This is a genomic window from Pseudonocardia sp. DSM 110487, assembly GCF_019468565.1.
Classification (GTDB): domain Bacteria; phylum Actinomycetota; class Actinomycetes; order Mycobacteriales; family Pseudonocardiaceae; genus Pseudonocardia.
Genome location: NZ_CP080521.1, coordinates 3757955 through 3776378 on the forward strand (window position 1 = coordinate 3757955; position 18424 = coordinate 3776378).

Consider the following 18424-nt stretch of genomic DNA (forward strand, 5'->3'; position numbering starts at 1 on the left):
GCCTCGCGGCATCCGGCGGCGTGGCCCAGGACCCGGCAGACTGGGGCCATGCCCGACTGGCTGCGCACCACCCTGCTGATCGTCGGTGTACTCGGGTTGCTCGTCGTCCTGGTGCTCGGGTACGTGATGTGGCGCTACCGCGTCCCGCCGCGTGGCCTGATCGCCATGGGTGCCGCGGCGGTCTACCTCGTCTCGCCCATCGACGTCGTGCCGGAGGCGGTCCTCGGTCCGCTCGGGCTGGTCGACGACGCCGGCGTCACCGTCGCGGTGGTGTTGTTCGTCTACAAGTTGGTGAAGGCGCACCGCCTCCTCAGCGATGGCGGGGTGGACCTGGGTCGACTGGGTCGGCGAACCCCGCACCGCGATCGCGACTCGGCCTGATTCCGCCTCGTCATCGGCAGTGCCGCTGTTGGCGTAGTTCGGTCGGTGGCATGTCGGTGTTGTTGGCCTGCTCCAGAGTGCTCAGGGGCGCACGCGAATGACGGTCTTGCCCTTGCGCCGCTCGGTCGGGTTGAGCGCAGGGACGGCGTCGTCGAGGGTCGCGACGGTTCCGATGTGAGTGCGGAGGCGCCCGTCCCGCACCCGGTCGACGATCTCCACCAGCTGATTCGGAACGGACTCGACGACGAAGTCGATCGCGAGGCCGTCGACCGGGCGAGCCTCGGCGGGCCCGACCACCGACACCAGCGTCCCGCCAGAGCGGATGATGCTCGCCGAGCGCCTTTGGATGTCACCGCCGATGACATCGAAGACCAGGTCGACCCCGCCGATGTCCTCGAGTTCCTCGTTGTCGAGGTCGAGGAACTCGTTCGCGCCGAAGTCGAGTGCGGCCTGGCGGTCGACCGCCCGCCCGGTACCGATGACGTAGGCGCCGAACTCCCGGGCGAGCTGCGTCACCATGGACCCGACCGCGCCGGCGGCACCGTGTGCGAGGACGCTCTGCCCGGCCTGAAGACGGCCGTGGTGGAACAGGCCCTGCCACGCGGTCAGGCCGGAGATCGGCAGACTGGCACCCACCGTGAAGTCGACGTTCCCGGGCAGCGGCGCGAGGTTGCGTGCCTCCACGGCCGCGTACTCGGCCAGGGTTCCGTCGCGGTGCCAGTCCGTGATCCCGAACACCCGCTGTCCCGGCGAGAGTCCCGTCGTGCCGTAGCCGAGGGAGGAGACCATTCCGGCGAACTCGTGGCCGATGATCGCCTGGGTTCGATCGTGACCGAGGCGATCGACCCACGTCGAGGGCCACTCCCACTCTGCAGGGACGAAGCCGGACGCATGGACTTCAACGACGACGTCGTTGATCGCCGGCGTCGGCTCAGGCCGCTCCGTGAGTGTGATCCCGGCTGCTTCCGAGGCCTGGTCCGTAGCGACGATTGCCTTCATCGGTGCCTCCGTGGGCCTACGCATCGGTATCAACGCGGTGACTGCCTGTTCAGACCTTGCGCGCAATGGAAGTGGGCGACGGCCCTGGCCGCGATGAGCGTGCGTGGGCGAAGCTCGCGCACATCTCGGCCGCGGTCTCGGCCCGGGGCACGGGGTAGGGCGACCGCCTGCGAGGGGCGTCGCGGTCCTGTGTCACAGACGAGGGTGGGATCCGGTCCTTCCTCGGGACGGGCGTGTGCCCCGTCCGACCGAGGAAGGACGACCGTGACGCTCTCCACCACCGGCATCTCGACGCTCGACGAGCTGCGCACGCATCTGCAGTGGGCGCTCGAGCTCGAGCACTCCACCCTCCCGCCGTACCTCTGTGCGCTGTACTCCCTCGATCCCGACCGGAACGCCGAGGCCGCACAGGTCGTGGGCACTGTGTTCGCCGAGGAGATGCTGCACCTGCTGCTGGCGGCGAACCTCCTGAACGCCGTGGGTGCGGACCCGGTGCTCGACGCGCCGCACCTGCTGCCTTCCTACCCACACCCGTTGCCGCACAGCGATGGATCCGTGCAGGTCGGGCTCGGCCCGTTCGGTCCCGAGGCGTTGGACCTGTTCCTGCGGATCGAGCAGCCGGCCCGGGTGGACGCCCCGGCACAGGCCGACGGCTACGCCACGATCGGCCAGTTCTACACGGCGATCGAGAACGGGCTGCGCGAGCTGTGCGCGACCCTCGGGGAAGAGGCCGTGTTCAGCGGCGACCCGGCGCGCCAGATCAGCGACGTCCACTTCCGGCGGGGCGGCGGCCGGGTCATCGCCGTGGTGGGCCTCGCGTCGGCGCTCGACGCTCTCGGCGAGATCGTCGAGCAGGGTGAGGGCGCGACCCGCACGGAGGTCTGGGACGGCGACCGGGACGTCGTCCACCCGGATCGGGACGAGGTCGCGCACTACTTCCGCTTCGTGGAGCTGAAGGAGGGCAGGCGGTTCCAGGCGGGAGACACGCCACGGTCCGGTCCCACGGGCGAGGCCCTCGTCGTCGACCTCGACGGCATCGCGCCGATGCGGCCGAACCCGCGCACGACCGACCACGCGCCGGGCAGCCCCGTCCGGCAGGCGCAGGAGGAGTTCAACCGCACCTACTGCCTGCTGCTGCAACAGCTGGAAGAAGCCTGCACCGGCAGCCCGTCGCGACTCGGGGCCGCGATCGGCACGATGTACGCGGTGCGGGAGCAGGCGCTGGCGTTGCTGCGGATGCCCGACGGCAACGGCGGCTCGACGGCGGGTCCCACCTTCGAGTGGGTGCCGAGGGATCGGCGCAGCGCGAGCACGCACGAGTAAGTCCTCCACGCCCGCTCGTGCCCGTCGGCGAGCACCCGGATCAGACGGAGAGGCCTCACGACACGCCGGATCGAGGCGCACCCGCTGCATCGGGCGCTCGACGGCGACGGCGCAGTCGCCCCGCTGTCCGGCTCATCGGTTCTCGTCGACGCCTATGGCCTGGTCGATCACGACGGTGAGCCGCGCGATGAGGGACTCGCCTTCCGGGACTGTCAGGACACCGGCCTCGACGGCCCGGCCGACCTCGTTCCCCAGCACCGCGTACAGATGCATCGGCCAGCACGCGCGGGCCCAGCTCTCGAGCGTGGCTGTGTCGTGGCGACCCACTGCCGGTTGCGCCGGAAAGGGGCCGCGCCCCGAAGCGTCGTCGTCCTCGAGGGCGAACTGGTCAGGCACGGGCTCGGAGGCCAGTCGTAAGGCCGGTGGATGGTTGACGGGGCGCACCTCGGGGCTCCTCATGGGGTGTTTCGGGGCTGGAGCAGCGTTCGGTTGGCGCGGGCATCACGTGCTGCGGCTGATGCGCCCGGTCGCTCGACGCTTTCGGCTGAGGCATCTGCCGCCCGCTCCGGCGGCCGGGCGCGATGTCGATGACCGGCGGCGGTACGCGCACCGCGAGCAGCCGGAAATCGGCACCCGCGGACTCGGAGGCGGTGGCGCGTCAGCGACGGGCGGCTTCGCGGTCGTACGAGCAGAGGGCCCAGATCACGGACACGTCGAGCGCGATGATCAGCAGTGACCAGATCGGGTAATAGGGGACGAACAGGAAGTTGGCGAGCATGCTCAGGCTGGCGAGCCCGATCCCGATGACGCGTCCCCATAGGTGGCCCACGAGCACGGCCGCACCGGCAACGGCGACGAGGGCGCCGACGAGCAGGTGGATCCAGCCCCAGGCCGTGACGTCGAAGGAGAACACGTAGTTCACACCGACGACGTACAGCTCGTTCTGGAAGAGCGCCACCAGCCCCGCGACGGCCTGGAAGACCCCTGCGATGATCATGACTGTTCCGGCGAACAGGGCGAGCCCGCTGGCCAATGGCGAGATGCCGCTCACGCTGCGCACTGTGGCATCGCGATAGTCGGCCTGGCTGCCCTGGTGCGATGTGGACATCGGGCACCTCCTCCTCGTGTGGTTCGCGGCGATCGTTGCTCTCGGAGCCCGCAGGTCCCTCACCCGTGACGGGTGAGCCGGGCGATGGAGCCTCCGCCCGCGCTCGGCCCGGGCCCGAGCCGGCCGTGTTGCGGCGCCAGGGGCGCCCGGAGAGCGGCGCAATCGTTCGCCTCGCGCAGCTGGCTGATCTCGGCCGCGATCTTGCCGGCCGTCGGCCGGTCCGGAGGTCGTCATCGCCTTCAGTCCTGCGGATTTTCGCCCGCTCCGGGTGAGGCCGAGGCGTGGAGTCCGACGGAGCGTGGGAGCGTGCGCGATGACGAGCGGCGGGGCGACCGACCCGACGAGTCTTCCGGCGGTAGAGGGGACACGGCTCTGGGCGTCGGGGCCGCCCTCGCTGACCTGGTGGGCACGCTCGCCGGGCCCGTCCTCGCCGCTGCAGGCACGGTGGTCACGCTCGGCATGCGGATGTCCCGCCTCGGAGCGGGGGAGCAAGTGATGGCAGGCCTCGCCGATCGCGGGGGACAGGTCCGGGCCGAGCTGGCGCGCGCGATGCGGGAGAACGTCCGCCGGCTCGTGCTGGCGGTGGTCGATGTCGTCGACCTGACCGAGCTCGTCCGCCGGAATGTCGATCTCGACGCGCTCGCCCGTGGAATCGATGTGGACGCCATCGTTGCCCGCGCCGACCTCGACGCCGCGGTGAGCCGCGCTGATCTGGATGCCGTGGTGGCCCGCGTGAACCTCGACGCGATCCTCGACCGCATCGACCTCGACGCGATCGTCGCCAGGGTCGATCTGGACCTCGTCACATCCCGTCTCGATCTCGACGCGATCGCGAGGCATCTCGACGCAGATGCGGTCGTCGGGCGCGTGAACCTCGACGCCGTGGTGGCCCGCCTCGACCTCGCCGGGATCGCGCGCCAGGTCATCGACGCGATCGATCTGCCGGAGATCATCCGTCAGTCCAGCAGGGCGTTGTCCTCGGAGACCGTGCGCGGCCTCCGGGCGGAGGGGATGCACGCCGACGACGCGGTTGCCCGCTTCGTCGGCCGGGTGTTGCGACGGCCGGATCCCGAGCGGCCTGCGCTGCAATGAGCGAACGTGCGAGCGAATCAGCGGCACAGCGAGGGCGGCAGATGAGTGCCACTCCTGGGCCGTGTCGCGCCGGCGTGGTCACCCGGCTTCTCGCCGCCGCCGTGGACCTCGCCGTGGTCGTGCTGCTGACCGTGTTGGTATACCTCTCGATCGCAGGCGCCCGGTTCGCGTGGTCGCCCCTCGCGTTCACCTGGCCCCGTCCGACGACGGAGGTCACCGTTGTCTTTGCCGGACTGATCGCGACCGCCTACCTCACTGTGGCGTGGGCCACGACCGGGTGTACCTACGGCGCCGGCCTGCTCGGGATCCGGGTGCTCGCGCGACGGGGCGGCCGGCTGGGCTGGGCCCGGGCGTTGGTGCGCGCATTGGCGTGCGTCCCGTTCCCCGTCGGGTTGCTGTGGTGCGCGATCAGCCCGACGCGCCGGTCGGCACAGGACCTCGTCGTCGGCTCGATCGTGATCTACGACCGGCAGCCGATGTTCGCATCCGCACCGGGCGAGACCCCTGCGGCGTCAGCGCACCACGGGATACCGGGTGGCCTGCGCGTCGTCCGTGGGCACGATGATCCTCCCGAGCGGGACGAGCGAGACCGGGATCAGCTTCAGGCTGGCCCAGGCGAGCGGGATCCCGATGATCGTGACCGCCAGCGCGACGGCCGTGGTGAGGTGCGCGAGCGCGAGCCACCAGCCGGCGAAGATGATCCAGATGACGTTGCCGATCGTGGACGGCGCCCCCGCGTCCTCGCGGCGCACGAGTTGCCGGCCGAAGGGCCACAGCGCGAAGTCCGCGATCCGGAACGACGCCAGACCGAACGGGATCGTGACGATGAGGAGGCAGCAGACCACTCCGGCGAGGACGTAGCCGATCGCCAGCCAGATCCCGCAGAGGAGCAGCCAGATGACGTTGAGCACGGTTCGCATCGCGGTCCTCCATCGACGAGGTCCCTCTGAGCGTGCATCGGGCCGTGGCCCGGCCGCCTCACCCGCGTCGGGCGGCTCGTACCCCGGTGTCGGCCACCGCGGTCCTGACGAACGACCGGTTCGCCCTCAGCGGATGAGTTCCCGGAGATGTCGAGGTCCGAGACTCGGCCCTGCCGTGGGGCGAACCAGGGGAGGTCGCGGTGGGAGCCGAACGCGAACGGGCCGAGGGATTCGGGCACGTCGAGGGCGGGCACGCGAGCCCCTGGTATCTCTGGGGGCCGTACCTCAGCGAGCGGCAGTGGGGCACGGTCCGCGAGGACTACAGCGCCGACGGTGAGGCCTGGACCTACCTCCCGCACGACCGCGCGCGATCCCAGGCATACCGGTGGGGCGAGGACGGCCTCGCCGGGTTCAGCGACATCGAGCAGCGGTTGTGCCTCGGGCTCGCGCTGTGGAACGGTCGCGACCCGATCCTCAAGGAGCGGGCGTACGGGTTGACCGGATCGGAGGCCAACCACGGCGAGGACGTCAAGGACTATTGGTGGTACCTAGACGCCCTGCCCAGCCACTCCTGGAACCGGTACCGCTATCACTACCCACAACCTGCTTTCCCCTACGAGCAGCTGCGCGCGGAGAACGGCAGGCGGGGCAAATTCGATCCCGAGTACGAGCTCCTCGACACCGGCGTGTTCGACGACGACCGCTACTGGATCGTCGAGGTGCATTACGCGAAGGCTGATCCCACCGATCTGTTGATGAGCATCGAGGTCACCAACGCAGGCCCGGCGGCCGACGTGCTGCACGTGCTCCCCACGCTGTGGTTCCGCAACACCTGGTCCTGGGAGCTCGACGCACCCGTGCCCGTGCTGGAGGCCACCGGTTCGCAGTCGGTGACCGTGCCGCACCCGTTCCTCGGCGACCTCGAGCTCGTCGCCGGACCGGGTCCCGATGGCGCCGACCCCACCCTGCTCTTCTGTGACAACGAGACGAACACAGCGCGGCTGTACGGAGCGGACCCAGGCCCTCGGTTCCCGAAGGACGGCATCAACGACCACGTCATCGCGGGCGCGGCGACGGTGAACCCGGAGCGGCGCGGCAGCAAGTGCGCGGCTTGGTACCGGATCGAGGTCGGACCGGGCGAGACCGTCGAGCTGCGGCTACGGCTGCGTCCGGCAGGGGTGCCACCGGAACCGGCCGGCACGGTGGGCACGGACTTCGAGCTGGTCCGAGCCGCACGGCGGGCCGAGGCCGACGAGTTCTACGCCGAGCTGACGCCACCCGCCGCGTCCGCGGACGAGGCGGCCGTGATGCGCCAGGCATTCGCCGGGATGCTGTGGAGCAAGCAGCTCTACCACTACGACGTGGCGCGCTGGCTGGACGGCGACCCGAACGAACCGCTCCCGCCCGGCTCACGGCAATTCGGCCGTAACTCCCGATGGCGCACGTTCAAGGCCTTCGACATCATGTCGATGCCGGACAAGTGGGAGTACCCCTGGTTCGCGGCATGGGACCTGGCCTTCCACTGCGTCGCGTTGGCGCACGTCGATCCCGCGTTCGCCAAGTCCCAGCTCCTCCTGATCTGCCGCGAGTGGTTCCAGCACCCGAACGGCGCGCTGCCCGCGTACGAATGGGACTTCGGCGACGTCAACCCGCCGGTGCAGGCGTGGGCCGCGCTCGAGGTGTTCGCCATCGACGGCGGCCGGGACATCGAGTTCCTCAGCCGCGTGTTCGACAAGCTGCTGGTGAACTTCACGTGGTGGGTGAACCTCGAGGACTCCGACGGCTCGAACCTGTTCGAAGGCGGCTTCCTCGGGCTGGACAACATCGGTCCGATCGACCGTTCGCACCTGCCGGATGGCTGGGTGCTGGAGCAGTCCGACGCCACCGGGTGGATGGCCACCTACGCCCTGTCGATGGGCACGATCGCGCTGATACTGCGCCGCGCCGGACAGCGGTCGGCCGATGATCTGGTGCTGAAGTTCCTCGAGCACTTCGCCGCGATCCGCGACGCGATCGACTCCCAGGGGCTGTGGGACGACACCGACGGCATGTTCTACGACCGGCTCGCGACGTCCGACGGCCAGCGGGTGCCGGTCAGGACCCGCTCGATGGTCGGCATCATCCCGATGCTCGCCGCCGGGGTCGTCGACGAGCAGATGCTGGACCGCGTCGAGGCAGCCGGGAAGTACTTCACCGAGTTCCTGGACCGCGAAGGGCTGCGGGACCGGCAGAAGCTCGTCAAGCTCGGGCTCCTGCGCGGCGGCCCGGACCAGCGCCAGCTGCTGCTCAGCGTGGTCAGCGCGGACAAGCTGGAGCGGATCTTCCGTCCGCTGTTCGACCCGGCCGAGTTCCTCTCGCCGTACGGTCTGCGCGCCCTCTCCGCCTATCACCGCGAGCATCCCTACGAGCTCGACGTCCAGGGGGTCCGCGCCACGATCGACTACGAACCGGCGGAGTCGACCACTGACATGTTCGGCGGCAACTCCAACTGGCGCGGCCCGGTGTGGTTCCCCCTCAACTACCTGGTGGTCGAGGCGTTGGATCGATATCACCGGTTCTTCGGCGACGACTACGCGGTCGACTACCCGACCGGCTCGGGGCACCGGATGTCGTTGGGTGCGGTGGCGCGGGATCTCCAGGATCGCCTGATATCGATCTTCCTGAGGGGTGCCGACGGCCGGCGGCCGTGCTTCGGCTGGGTGGACCGACTGCAGGACGATCCGGCATGGCGGGACAACCTGATGTTCAACGAGTACTTCCACGGCGACAACGGAGCCGGGCTCGGCGCGTCCCACCAGACCGGGTGGACCGGCGTGGTCGCCGATCTCATCCGCCGCAGGCACGGCGCGACCGAATCGATCGGCACCGTGCTGCGCCGGATGCGCGACGAAGGGGTGCGATCGTGACGACCACGGTGACGTCAGCCCTTCCCGGGAGCATGTTCCCGCTGGGTGCGACCCCATCGCCCGGTGGCACGAACTTCGCGGTCGCCTCGGGTGCGGACGCGGTGGACCTCTGCCTGTTCGACGACGACCAGATCGAACACGGCGGGGAGACCCGGGTCGAGCTCACCCAGTACGACGCGGGCGTCTGGCACGGTTCCGTGCCGGGTGTCCGCCCCGGCCAGGCGTACGGCTATCGGATGTCCGGGCCGTGGGATCCGCGCCGGGGGCTGCGGTACAACCCGGCGAAACTCCTGCTCGACCCCTACGCCCGGGCCATCAGCGGGGAGGTGCGGTTCGGGCCGGAAGTGCTCGCGCACCGGCCGGATGATCCGTACGCGCGCAGCGACCTGGAGTCCGCGGCGCACGTGCCGCGGAGCCTCGTGATCGACACGGGGTTCCGGTGGAGCGAGCGACCTCGGCCCCGGCACCGGTACTCGGACACGGTCCTCTACGAGGTGCACGTCAAGGGCTTCACCGCGAGTCACCCCGGCGTGCCCGCCGCGCTCCGCGGGACCTACGCCGGCCTCGGGCACGACGCTGCGCTTTCCCACCTGGTCAGCCTCGGCGTGACCACGGTCGAGCTGCTTCCGGTCCACCACAACGTTCCCGAGGCATTCCTGCCCGAGCGCGGCCTGACCAACTACTGGGGCTACAACACGATCGGCTACTTCGCCCCGCACGCCGGCTATTCCGCAGCCGTGCGCGCCGCACGCCCCGGTGGACAGGTCGCCGAGTTCCAGGCCATGGTCGACGCCCTGCACGGCGCCGGGCTGGAAGTGGTGCTCGACGTGGTGTTCAACCACACCGCCGAAGCCGATCACCTCGGCCCAACGCTGTGCCACCGCGGCATCGACAACGCCGCCTACTACCGTCTCGACCCGGCGGACCCGAGCCATTACGTCGACACGACCGGATGTGGCAATTCGCTCAACGCGGCGGACCCGTTCGCCCTGCAGATGATCATGGACTCGCTGCGCTACTGGCTCACCGAGATGCGGGTCGATGGATTCCGCTTCGACCTGGCGCCGACGCTCGCCCGCGAGCAGGGCGGCTTCGACCGCCTCTCGGCGTTCTTCGACCTGGTCGCGCAGGACCCGGTCGTCGCCAGGGCCAAGCTGATCGCCGAGCCGTGGGACGTCGGCCAGGGCGACAGCTACGACATCGGTCGGTTCCCGCCGCTGTGGCGGGAGTGGAACGGCCGCTACCGCGACACCACGCGTGATTTCTGGCGCGGCCACGACGGCCTGCTCGGCGATTTCGCGACACGCTTCGGCGGCTCGTCGGATCTCTACGGTGGCCGGGGCCGCCCCCCCACCGCTTCGGTCAACCTGATCACCGCGCACGACGGGTTCACCCTGGCCGATCTCGTGTCCTACGACACCAAGCACAACGAGGCCAATGGTGAGGACAACCGCGACGGGTCCGACGACAACCGGTCGTGGAACTGCGGCGCCGAGGGTCCGACCACCGACCCGGTCGTGCTCGCCCTACGCGGGCGGCAGCAGCGAGCCATGTTGACGACGTTGATGCTGTCCTTCGGGGTGCCGATGCTGCTCGGCGGCGACGAGCTCGGTCGCACGCAGCAGGGCAACAACAACGCCTACTGCCAGGACGGCCCGTTGACCTGGTTCGACTGGGACCACGTCGATGAAGAACTGCTCACCTTCACCCGGCACCTGATCGCATTCCGGCGGGGCCACCCGGTGTTCCGGCGCCGGCGGTTCCTCTCCGGGATCGATTGGCAGCAACTGCGCTGGTACACACCGGCCGGAGAGATCGTCACCGGCGAGGAATGGGCTGATCCGGGTGCCCGCAGTGTGGCGATCTACCTCGACGGGGTCGACGAGCCCGACCATGCCGAGGACGGTGCCCTGCTCCTCGACGACGACTTCCTCGTGCTGGTCAACGCCTGGTGGGAGCCGCTGGAGTTCGTGATACCGCCTACCCGGGACGGGCAGGTCTGGGAGCCGGAACTGGACAGCTTCGAGCCCACCGGCGTCGCTTCGCCGGCAAAGCTGGGCGCCGGCGATCCCGTCACGGTCAACGCCAGGTCATTGGTCGTGCTCCGCGGACCCGTTTCACCAGTGCCGGGCGAGATGAATGCCGGCTGATGGCGCAAGGCTGACGGTATGACCACCGAGCATGTCGAGATCGGGCCCGCGCCCCGGACTCCGCCCGGCGGGCAGCCGAGGGCGCGCGCCGCAACCGCGGCGGCCGAGCAGAAGCTCGTAGGTGTGCAGCCGGAGAGCCTGGTCCCCACCGTGCGCGGCCCCCGGATCTGACCTCCGGGCGATCACATTGCCTGCGTCGTCATCCCGCAGTTTCCGAGCTGGAGGTGTCTCCGCTCCCATCGGGCACCGCAACAGGTGCACAGGACGTCAACGGCGCCGTCCGGGTAGCTGCGCAGCACGGAGATGTCGATGACGCCGGCGGGCGTGTCCAGCCGGTAGCGCTTCCCCGCTCGACCGGCATCAGGCGATGGCGATGCGGCCATGGTGTGCCTCCTCGGAGGGACGACCGAGATGTCTCGGCCCCGCCGGGGGCGACGTTAACGGCGGGCGAGAGCGTTCTGACCGTCCGCCACGGGTGAAGCTCCGGCCGCGCGTCGCGGTTGAAACTGCTTGCGATCGTGTCCGAAGGCACGGCGGGAACGACGGAGGCTGCTGTGCGCCACGGGGTCCTGCTGCTCCTGGTCGGATGGGCCGCGATGAGGTTCACGATCGCAGTGCTGCCGGGCGTCTCCAACCGGACGGTGCGGTAGCAGCGGGAGGCTCACCTCCCACATTCGCCCCTCCGGGGTGATGGCGCGGCGGGTCGCGGTCACCAGAGTGCGTGACGACCGATCGATCCTGAGGGAGGACGGGCATGGCAGCGACCTTGACGGTGTGGAAGTTCGACACGGTGCACGGAGCGGAGAGCGCTCTCGGGCTCCTCCAGCGGATGCAGAAGGAGGAGCTGATCACGATCAACGACGCCGCGTACGTCTACTGGACCGAGGGGCGGAAGAAGCCGAAGACGCAGCAGCTGCACAGCCTGGCCGGGGCCGGGGCACTGGGCGGCAGCTTCTGGGGTCTGCTGTTCGGCCTCATCTTCTTCGTTCCCCTCCTGGGCATGGCGATGGGGGCCGCCATGGGGGCGATCATGGGCTCGATGTCCGACGTGGGCATCGACGACTCCTTCGTCCGCCAGGTGCGGGAGCAGGTCACGCCGGGCACATCGGCGCTGTTCGTCATGAGCTCGCACGTCGTCGTCGACAAGGTGCTGGACGAGTTCAAGCAGACCGGCGCCACCCTCCTGTCGACGAACCTGTCGAACGAGCAGGAAGCCAAGCTGCGCGAGGCCTTCGCCGAGGCCGAGTGAGAACGGAGCTCGTGATGTCGGACGTCGAGATCAGCCGGAAAGAGTCACTCACCCGGCACGAGGCGGCACGCAGGCTCTCCGCGCTGGCCGATGCGCTCGACGCAGGCGGCCACGTCGAGGTCGAGCTCGGCGCCAGCACCGTGAAGCTCCACGTTCCCGACCACGTCCGGTGCGAGGTCGAGGTGGAGGTCGACGGCGACGAGGTGGAACTCGAGGTGGAGTTCAAGTGGTCGACCGCGTCGGCCGAGCCGGAACCCGCCGCGACGCCGCGCGAGCACGCCCGCGCCGGCAAGGCCGCGGCGCGGTCACACTCCTGACCGGCGCACTCCTGACCCGGCCGTCGGTGGCCTCACCCGCAGCGGGCGGTACAGCCGCGGCGGGTGAGCCGTCACCCGCGATCGGGCGCGTCCGGCTTCCGGCCGTCCGGCGGAACTGCCATTGCCGAGCTTTCGCTCTCCCGGCGCCGAACCGCCGTCTGCACCGCGGTCAAAAGGATCTTCGCAACCAGCCCGACGACCACGAGGCCTGTGATCATCTGGAACATCGTGAGAATCCGCGCGAGTTCGCTCCGCGGTGCGATGTCTCCGAAGCCGACGGTGGCGAAGACGGTGACCGTGAAGTAGAGCGCGTCGGTCCGGCCCAGCGCCTCGCTGAAGCTGTCCGGGGCATCGCGGGAGATTCGCAGGTAGGTCGAGGCGAACAGCACAAGGAGCATCGGGAGGCCGATGGCGACGGCCTGGATGGCACGCAGCCGCGGGACGTCGGACGTGAGGATGGCCCGCACCTGCCAGGCGATGACCGCGGCGAACGCCACCAGGCCGAGCCCGAACCCGATCCAGGTGACGGCATCGAGTGGCCGGTCCAGCGGGATGGTGTAGTACACGAGCACCAGCACCGTCACCGATGCGCCTGCCCGCAGCAGGGACGCCACGACCAGGCGCTTGCGGGCGGCTGGGGTCAGCTCGTCGTAGTGCTTCCTCGTCACCGGCCCCGCCTCCGATGTCGGTAGGGGTGGGCATCGAACCTGCCCGGCGAATACGGCGGGGGCCTCATCCGTCAGGGATGAGGCCGCGCGCAAGCCGGTCGCCAGCGCCTCCGGACTCGGAGCCGAGGAACACGGAATGTTGTTCGACCGGGTCGAGGGCGCGGTGGCCGCATGGTGCGTATCCCGGGGGTAACGACCGCGGATCACCTGTAGTGAGTGACGCGGACGGGGCCACGAGACGCGAGGGTCGGCGTCGACCGGACACGCATCGACGAAGGGCAGCGCTCATGATTCAGAAGCCGCCGACCCGGTCCACCGAGTCCGCCCATCGGGAGCTGTCCATGACGCTGCCGTTCGGGGACACGGCGGACGTCGATGACGCCGCTCGGGGGTTCTTGGGGTCGTGGGAGCCGGGGGTGGTTCGTGCTGCGGACGGCCGGGCGGTGTGGGAGAGCGACAGCTATGCGTTCCTGAACGGCGAGGCGTCGGCGACGGTCAACCCGAGCCTGTGGCGGCAGTCGACGCTGGTGGCGAAGCAAGGTCTGTTCGAGGTGGTCGAGGGCATCTATCAGGTGCGCGGTCTGGACCTGTCGAACATGACGATCGTCGAAGGTGACACCGGGTTGATCGTCATCGACCCGCTGATCTCCACCGAGACCGCGGCCGCGGCGTTGGCTCTGTACCGCGAGCATCGCGGTGACAGGCCGGTGGTTGCGATCATCTACACGCACAGCCACGTGGACCACTTCGGTGGCGTCTTCGGGGTCGCCACGCAGGATGACGTCGACGCCGGGAAGGTTCAGGTGATCGCCCCTGAGGGCTTCACCCAGCACGCGGTCGAGGAGAACGTCTACGCGGGCACGGCGATGGCCCGTCGCGCGGGCTACATGTACGGCGCGGCGCTCGCGCGCGGCCCTCAGGGCCAGGTGGGCGCCGGGTTGGGGCAGACGACGTCGACCGGTGAGATCGGGCTGATCGTGCCCACCCACGACATCGCCACGACCGGCCAGACCCTCACCGTGGACGGGGTGGAGATCGAGTTCCAGATGGCACCGGGGACCGAAGCTCCCGCGGAGATGCATTTCTACTTCCCGCGGCACCGCGCGTTGTGCATGGCCGAGAACGCGACCCACACCCTGCACAACCTGCTCACCCTGCGTGGGGCCCTGGTACGTGACCCGCACGTGTGGTCGCAGTACCTGACCGAGGCAATCGAGATGTTCGGGACGCGGACCGACGTGGCATTCGCCTCCCACCATTGGCCGACGTGGGGCCGCGAGCGGGTCGTCTCATTCCTCTCGACCCAGCGCGACCTGTACGCGTACCTGCACGACCAGACCCTGCGCCTGCTCAACCAGGGGTTCACCGGGGTCGAGATCGCCGAGATGATCGAGCTGCCGCCCGCCCTGACGGACTCGTGGAGCACCCACGGCTACTACGGCTCGGTCAGCCACAACGTCAAAGCGATCTACCAGCGTTACATGGGCTGGTTCGACGGCAACCCGGCCCGGCTGTGGCCGTACCCGCCGGCCGAGCTCGCCACCCGCTACGTCGGCGCGCTCGGGGGCATCGACCGGGTCGTCGAGCTCGCGCGGGCGGCGTTCGACTCCGGCGACTACCGCTGGGCGGCCACCCTGCTGGACCACGCGGTCTTCACCGACCCGGACCACGGCCCTGCCCGCGAGCTGTACGCGGACACCCTCGAGCAACTGGGCTACGGGGCCGAGAACGGCACGTGGCGCAACTTCTTCCTTTCCGGCACCACCGAACTCCGTGAAGGCAACTTCGGCACCCCGGCCGTCACGGCCGCGCCCGCGATCGTCGCCCAGCTGACCCCGGCGCAGCTGTTCGACTCGCTGGCGATCTCGGTCAACGGACCCCGCGCGTGGGGCCTCGACCTGTCCCTCGACGTGACGTTCACCGACATCGACACCAATTACCGGCTCACCCTCCGCAACGGTGTGCTCGTCCACAGAGAGCGACCGGCCGACAACACCGCGGACATGACCCTGACCTTGACCACCAGCAGGATGCTCGGGCTCCTCGGAGGAGATACCACCAGTCCGGGCGCCGACATCGCGGGGGACGAGAAGGTTCTCGAGTCGCTGCTGGACGTGCTCGAGAGAGGCAACCCATCCTTCAACATCATGACGCCGTAGGCGGCGATGTCAACAGATTCCACAACCCCCTCAGCACCGCCGGCCGCACCGAAGATGGCCGAAGGTGGCAGCACCACGACTGCTGATGGCGTTCCCATGACGAGGTACCCGCGGGCCGCCATCATTCTCGTCGGCCTGGCCGGGGCGACCGTCGCGGGGATCGGCATCAGCAGCCTGCGGGGAATCCTGGCTCCGACGCTCCTCACGCTCGTCCTGACGATCTGCGCGGCTCCCGTTCGCGCCTGGCTGCCGGCGCGCGGCGTGCCGAGGGGAATCGCCACACCGGCCATCGTCCTCGTCGTGTTCGGGGTGCTTGCCGCATTCGTGTATGCGATCGTGATCGCCTTGATCCAGTTCGTGGCGATGCTGCCGACCTATTCGGATCAGTTCACCCAAATCGGTGAGAGCATCGCCCGATGGCTGGGGAGCGTGGGAATCGATCAGGCGCAGATCCAGACCATCGTGGCAGGTGTCGACCCCCGGAACATCGTGGCAACGGTGGCCGGTGCGTTGGGCGGAGTCGCGGACCTGACCGGAGCGCTGGTGATCGTTCTCACGATGATGATCCTGATGGCGGCGGATTCCGCGTACGCCCGCGTGATCTTCGGCCAGCTCGGAGAGGTCAACCCGGACTTCATCGCGGCGATCACACAGTACACGTCGAACGTGCGGCGGTACATGGTGGTGACCACGTTGCTCGGCATCGTGCAGGGAACGCTGAACACCATTGCGCTGGCCTTCCTGGGCGTACCGTCCGCACTGTTGTGGGGGATGCTCTCCTTCCTCTGCAGCTTCATTCCGAACGTCGGCTACTTCATCGCCCTCGTTCCGCCTCTCTTCTTCGGATTTCTGGTGGGAGGCTGGTCGACCGCGATCGCAGTGTTGGTCGTCTACGCCGTCATCAATGCGGTCGTGCAGTCGATCGTCCAGCCGCGGGTCGTCGGCCAAGCGGTTTCGCTGAGCCAGACGGTGACATTGTTCTCGGTGCTGTTCTGGGCTGTGATCATCGGTCCGATCGGAGCCATTCTGGCGATCCCGCTGACGCTGCTCGCCAAGGCGGTTCTCATGGATGCGGATCCGCGTGCCCGCTGTTGGCAACCTGCCGTCGGGCCAACGGTCGAGACCCGTGCCCTCCTGAGCGCCGAGGTGGCGCAGGAACGAGCGAATCGACAAGCAGCGCGTACGGCGACCGAGCCGGCGCCGCCACCGTTGAAGGGATGAACCCGTCATGGATCCAGCGCAGACAGCCCTACCTGCCGGCGTGCTCCTCCTCCTGGTGGGGCTGGTGCTGTGCTTCGCCGGGGGCCGTTCGCTGCGGCTGACCGCGCTCTGCGTGGGCTTCGCGCTCGCCTGGGCGTTCGCCGACCTGCTCGGCGCGGACGGGCTCGTCGGACTCGTCATAGCCGTCGCCGGGGCGATCGCCGGGCTCGTCCTCGTCTCGTTGGTGTTCAGGTTCGCGATGTGGGTGATCGGTGGACTTGCCGGCGCCACGATCGCGCTCAAGATCTACGTACACGTGGGCCTGGGTGAGGGCAGTGCACTGGTCGCGGTGCTCTTCGCGGCGGCCCTCGGTCTGATCCTCGGATTCCTGGCCGACCGGCACCGAGCGCCTTTGCTTGCCGCCGTGACCGCGCTCAGCGGCGCGAGCATCATCCTCAACGCGCTGGCGACCCTCGCCCCGACCGGCCTCGGCTTCCTCGGTCAACCCACCACCGGCGCGCAGAGTGCACTCGCCACCGCCGCCTGGGTGATCTTGGCTGTTGTCGGATGGCTCGTCCAGAACCGCGCGCTGCGCACCAGGGCTGAGCGAGTCTCCTGATCGGCGACGTGCTCAGTTCTCTAGCTCGGTGAGCCAGCTCAGGGCACGGAGACCCGGAAGGAAGCAATACTCGCCGCCGCGGGTGACCACGAAGCTTGGCAGGTTCTGCAGGCGGCGTCGGACGGGCTTCTGTGGGATGGTGACGGTGCCGGTTCCGTCGTGGTGCCCGGCCACCGGGTCTTTTTCGCCCGAGTATCCGATGAAGTTGCCATCGTTTATCCACTCGGACTTGATGAACTCGAATTGCCGGTCCAGGTGGGCGCCGATGAAGGTCCCGACGAGACCCCGATCGGCGCCATCGTCTTCGAGAACGCCCTCCGGCAGCGGCGGGCCGTAGCTCGTGCCGCGGCGGATGATGCGGTGCAACCGTGCCGCTCCGATGATGTTGGCATCGCGCGGGTTGGCGCGTCGGATGTGTGCACCGGCTGGACACTTGAAGCCGCGGTCGTCGTTTTCCCGGTACAGGAAATCGTTGTTGCGGTGCGGATCTGTGCCCAACGCGGGATCGTCCTGGTCCGGGGAGAGGGTCAGCGGCGCTCCGCTCGGCCAGCGCCCGATCATCTTCGCCGCCAGTCGCGCCTCCTCGTCGAGGCTGGTGGTGTTCGCGCGCAGGTACTGACGCCAGGCCGCGACCTTGGTGTGGAGCTTGCGGACCGCCAGGTAGGTCCCGTTGCGCCCCAGGACCTCCGGCTGCGGCATCGGCGGCAGATTGCCGGTCTCATCGGGATAGCCGAGGATGAACTCACCAGCCTTGAGGGGGGCTTCCTGGGGATTGGATCCGGGTATCCCGGTCCCCTCGATGCCCGGATAGCTGATGCCGTCGCGGAAGCCGAACGACGTGCGCCCGGTGGGGAGCTGGTGAACATCCTGCTGCCAGATCACCTCGACACCTGGCGTCTCCCGGTAGGCGGCGCGGGCTCGCTCCAGCGCCTTCTCCAGACGCGCCGCATCGGGCGAGAGCCCACTCACCACGATGTGAACATCGGGAGTCCCGAACGGTGGCTCCCAATGCACCGGATCACTCTCCCCGACATCGCCGAGCACGTCGGCCCGCGCGGCCATGCCCTGCCGAAACGGCAGTGGAAAGCTGTCGAGCGATGCCTGGGGCACCCCGAGGGCTCGTAGTCCGTGGTACGTGAAGGCCACACCAGCCCAGGCGTCCTTATTCGGGTTGGCGCTCGGGAGTCCACCCACGACCGCCGGGAGCAGCCGCCGCAGCAAGGCACGCCCGGCGTGGCGGTCGTCGACGCGCAGGACGAGAAACTTGCCCACGTACGGTGCCGGCCGGTGGTGAAGAGCTCCGCTCTGGATGTCGTCGATCTCCAGACCCACG

General features: G+C 69.2%; 18 protein-coding genes and 1 pseudogene. 12 read left to right on the forward strand and 7 right to left on the reverse strand.

All coding sequences use genetic code 11. From position 1 onward, the window contains the following. Window positions 1-48 precede the first annotated feature (48 nt). On the forward strand, window positions 49-381 hold the full coding sequence (locus K1T35_RS17495) for a YkvA family protein (protein ID WP_220261194.1): 333 nt from the start codon (window positions 49-51) through the stop codon (window positions 379-381). A gap of 81 nt (window positions 382-462) precedes the next feature. On the opposite strand, the gene K1T35_RS17500 is transcribed toward K1T35_RS17495, so the two are convergent. Next, window positions 463-1380 carry an NADP-dependent oxidoreductase gene (locus K1T35_RS17500; protein ID WP_220261195.1) on the reverse strand — a complete coding sequence of 306 codons (918 nt, stop codon included), beginning with the start codon at window positions 1378-1380 and terminating at the stop codon, window positions 463-465. Between the two features lie 264 nt (window positions 1381-1644). Here K1T35_RS17500 and K1T35_RS17505 point away from each other — a divergent pair, with 264 nt between their 5' ends. After that, window positions 1645-2703, forward strand: coding sequence for a ferritin-like protein (locus K1T35_RS17505; protein WP_255622063.1), 1059 nt, complete (start codon window positions 1645-1647; stop codon window positions 2701-2703). 132 nt (window positions 2704-2835) lie between these two features. Here the strand turns inward: K1T35_RS17505 and K1T35_RS17510 are convergent, their stop codons facing one another. Next, entirely contained in the window at window positions 2836-3147 is a 312-nt protein-coding gene (locus K1T35_RS17510) for a hypothetical protein (protein ID WP_220261197.1), read from the reverse strand. Window positions 3148-3361: 214 nt separating this feature from the next. After that, complete coding sequence (locus K1T35_RS17515) at window positions 3362-3811, reverse strand: hypothetical protein (protein WP_255622064.1); 450 nt, start codon at window positions 3809-3811, stop codon at window positions 3362-3364. 306 nt (window positions 3812-4117) lie between these two features. Between K1T35_RS17515 and K1T35_RS17520 the strand changes: the two genes are divergently transcribed. Next, window positions 4118-4903, forward strand: a complete 786-nt coding sequence (locus K1T35_RS17520) for a hypothetical protein (RefSeq protein WP_220261198.1) — start codon at window positions 4118-4120, stop codon at window positions 4901-4903. Window positions 4904-4944: 41 nt separating this feature from the next. Continuing rightward, a pseudogene (locus K1T35_RS49775) lies at window positions 4945-5337 on the forward strand (RDD family protein); the annotation flags it as partial. A gap of 78 nt (window positions 5338-5415) precedes the next feature. Here K1T35_RS49775 and K1T35_RS17530 read toward each other — a convergent pair. Beyond that, window positions 5416-5823: a YccF domain-containing protein gene (locus tag K1T35_RS17530; RefSeq protein ID WP_142100035.1), complete on the reverse strand. Its 408-nt coding sequence runs from the start codon at window positions 5821-5823 to the stop codon at window positions 5416-5418. Between the two features lie 200 nt (window positions 5824-6023). Here K1T35_RS17530 and K1T35_RS17535 point away from each other — a divergent pair, with 200 nt between their 5' ends. From K1T35_RS17535 to K1T35_RS17545, 3 genes are read left to right on the forward strand one after another with little or no spacing between them, the layout of a single operon-like run. Beyond that, window positions 6024-8729, forward strand: coding sequence for a glucosidase (locus tag K1T35_RS17535; RefSeq protein WP_220261199.1), 2706 nt, complete (start codon window positions 6024-6026; stop codon window positions 8727-8729). Between the two features lie 32 nt (window positions 8730-8761). Next, on the forward strand, window positions 8762-10879 hold the full coding sequence (gene glgX, locus K1T35_RS17540) for a glycogen debranching protein GlgX (protein ID WP_220262673.1): 2118 nt from the start codon (window positions 8762-8764) through the stop codon (window positions 10877-10879). 18 nt (window positions 10880-10897) lie between these two features. After that, window positions 10898-11050, forward strand: a complete 153-nt coding sequence (locus K1T35_RS17545) for a hypothetical protein (protein WP_220261200.1) — start codon at window positions 10898-10900, stop codon at window positions 11048-11050. Window positions 11051-11061: 11 nt separating this feature from the next. Here the strand turns inward: K1T35_RS17545 and K1T35_RS17550 are convergent, their stop codons facing one another. Continuing rightward, window positions 11062-11262, reverse strand: coding sequence for a hypothetical protein (locus K1T35_RS17550; protein ID WP_220261201.1), 201 nt, complete (start codon window positions 11260-11262; stop codon window positions 11062-11064). Window positions 11263-11633: 371 nt separating this feature from the next. Between K1T35_RS17550 and K1T35_RS17555 the strand changes: the two genes are divergently transcribed. Next, window positions 11634-12128, forward strand: a complete 495-nt coding sequence (locus K1T35_RS17555; protein ID WP_220261202.1) for a DUF1269 domain-containing protein — start codon at window positions 11634-11636, stop codon at window positions 12126-12128. A 14-nt stretch (window positions 12129-12142) separates the two neighbouring features. Further along, entirely contained in the window at window positions 12143-12445 is a 303-nt protein-coding gene (locus K1T35_RS17560; RefSeq protein ID WP_220261203.1) for an amphi-Trp domain-containing protein, read from the forward strand. Between the two features lie 71 nt (window positions 12446-12516). Here K1T35_RS17560 and K1T35_RS17565 read toward each other — a convergent pair whose 3' ends face one another. Next, on the reverse strand, window positions 12517-13113 hold the full coding sequence (locus K1T35_RS17565) for a potassium channel family protein (protein ID WP_255622068.1): 597 nt from the start codon (window positions 13111-13113) through the stop codon (window positions 12517-12519). A gap of 341 nt (window positions 13114-13454) precedes the next feature. Here K1T35_RS17565 and K1T35_RS17570 point away from each other — a divergent pair, with 341 nt between their 5' ends. The 3 genes from K1T35_RS17570 to K1T35_RS17580 all read left to right on the forward strand — a co-directional run bounded on the left by K1T35_RS17570 (window position 13455) and on the right by K1T35_RS17580 (window position 17091). Then, complete coding sequence (locus K1T35_RS17570; protein ID WP_255622070.1) at window positions 13455-15272, forward strand: alkyl/aryl-sulfatase; 1818 nt, start codon at window positions 13455-13457, stop codon at window positions 15270-15272. Window positions 15273-15368: 96 nt separating this feature from the next. Further along, complete coding sequence (locus K1T35_RS17575; protein WP_220261205.1) at window positions 15369-16493, forward strand: AI-2E family transporter; 1125 nt, start codon at window positions 15369-15371, stop codon at window positions 16491-16493. Between the two features lie 7 nt (window positions 16494-16500). Further along, complete coding sequence (locus K1T35_RS17580) at window positions 16501-17091, forward strand: hypothetical protein (protein ID WP_220261206.1); 591 nt, start codon at window positions 16501-16503, stop codon at window positions 17089-17091. Between the two features lie 12 nt (window positions 17092-17103). Here the strand turns inward: K1T35_RS17580 and K1T35_RS17585 are convergent, their stop codons facing one another. Continuing rightward, the gene (locus K1T35_RS17585; protein ID WP_220261207.1) at window positions 17104-18423 is read right to left on the reverse strand and encodes a peroxidase; all 1320 of its coding nucleotides are present in this window, start codon (window positions 18421-18423) and stop codon (window positions 17104-17106) included. Between the last annotated feature and the right edge of the window lies 1 nt (window position 18424).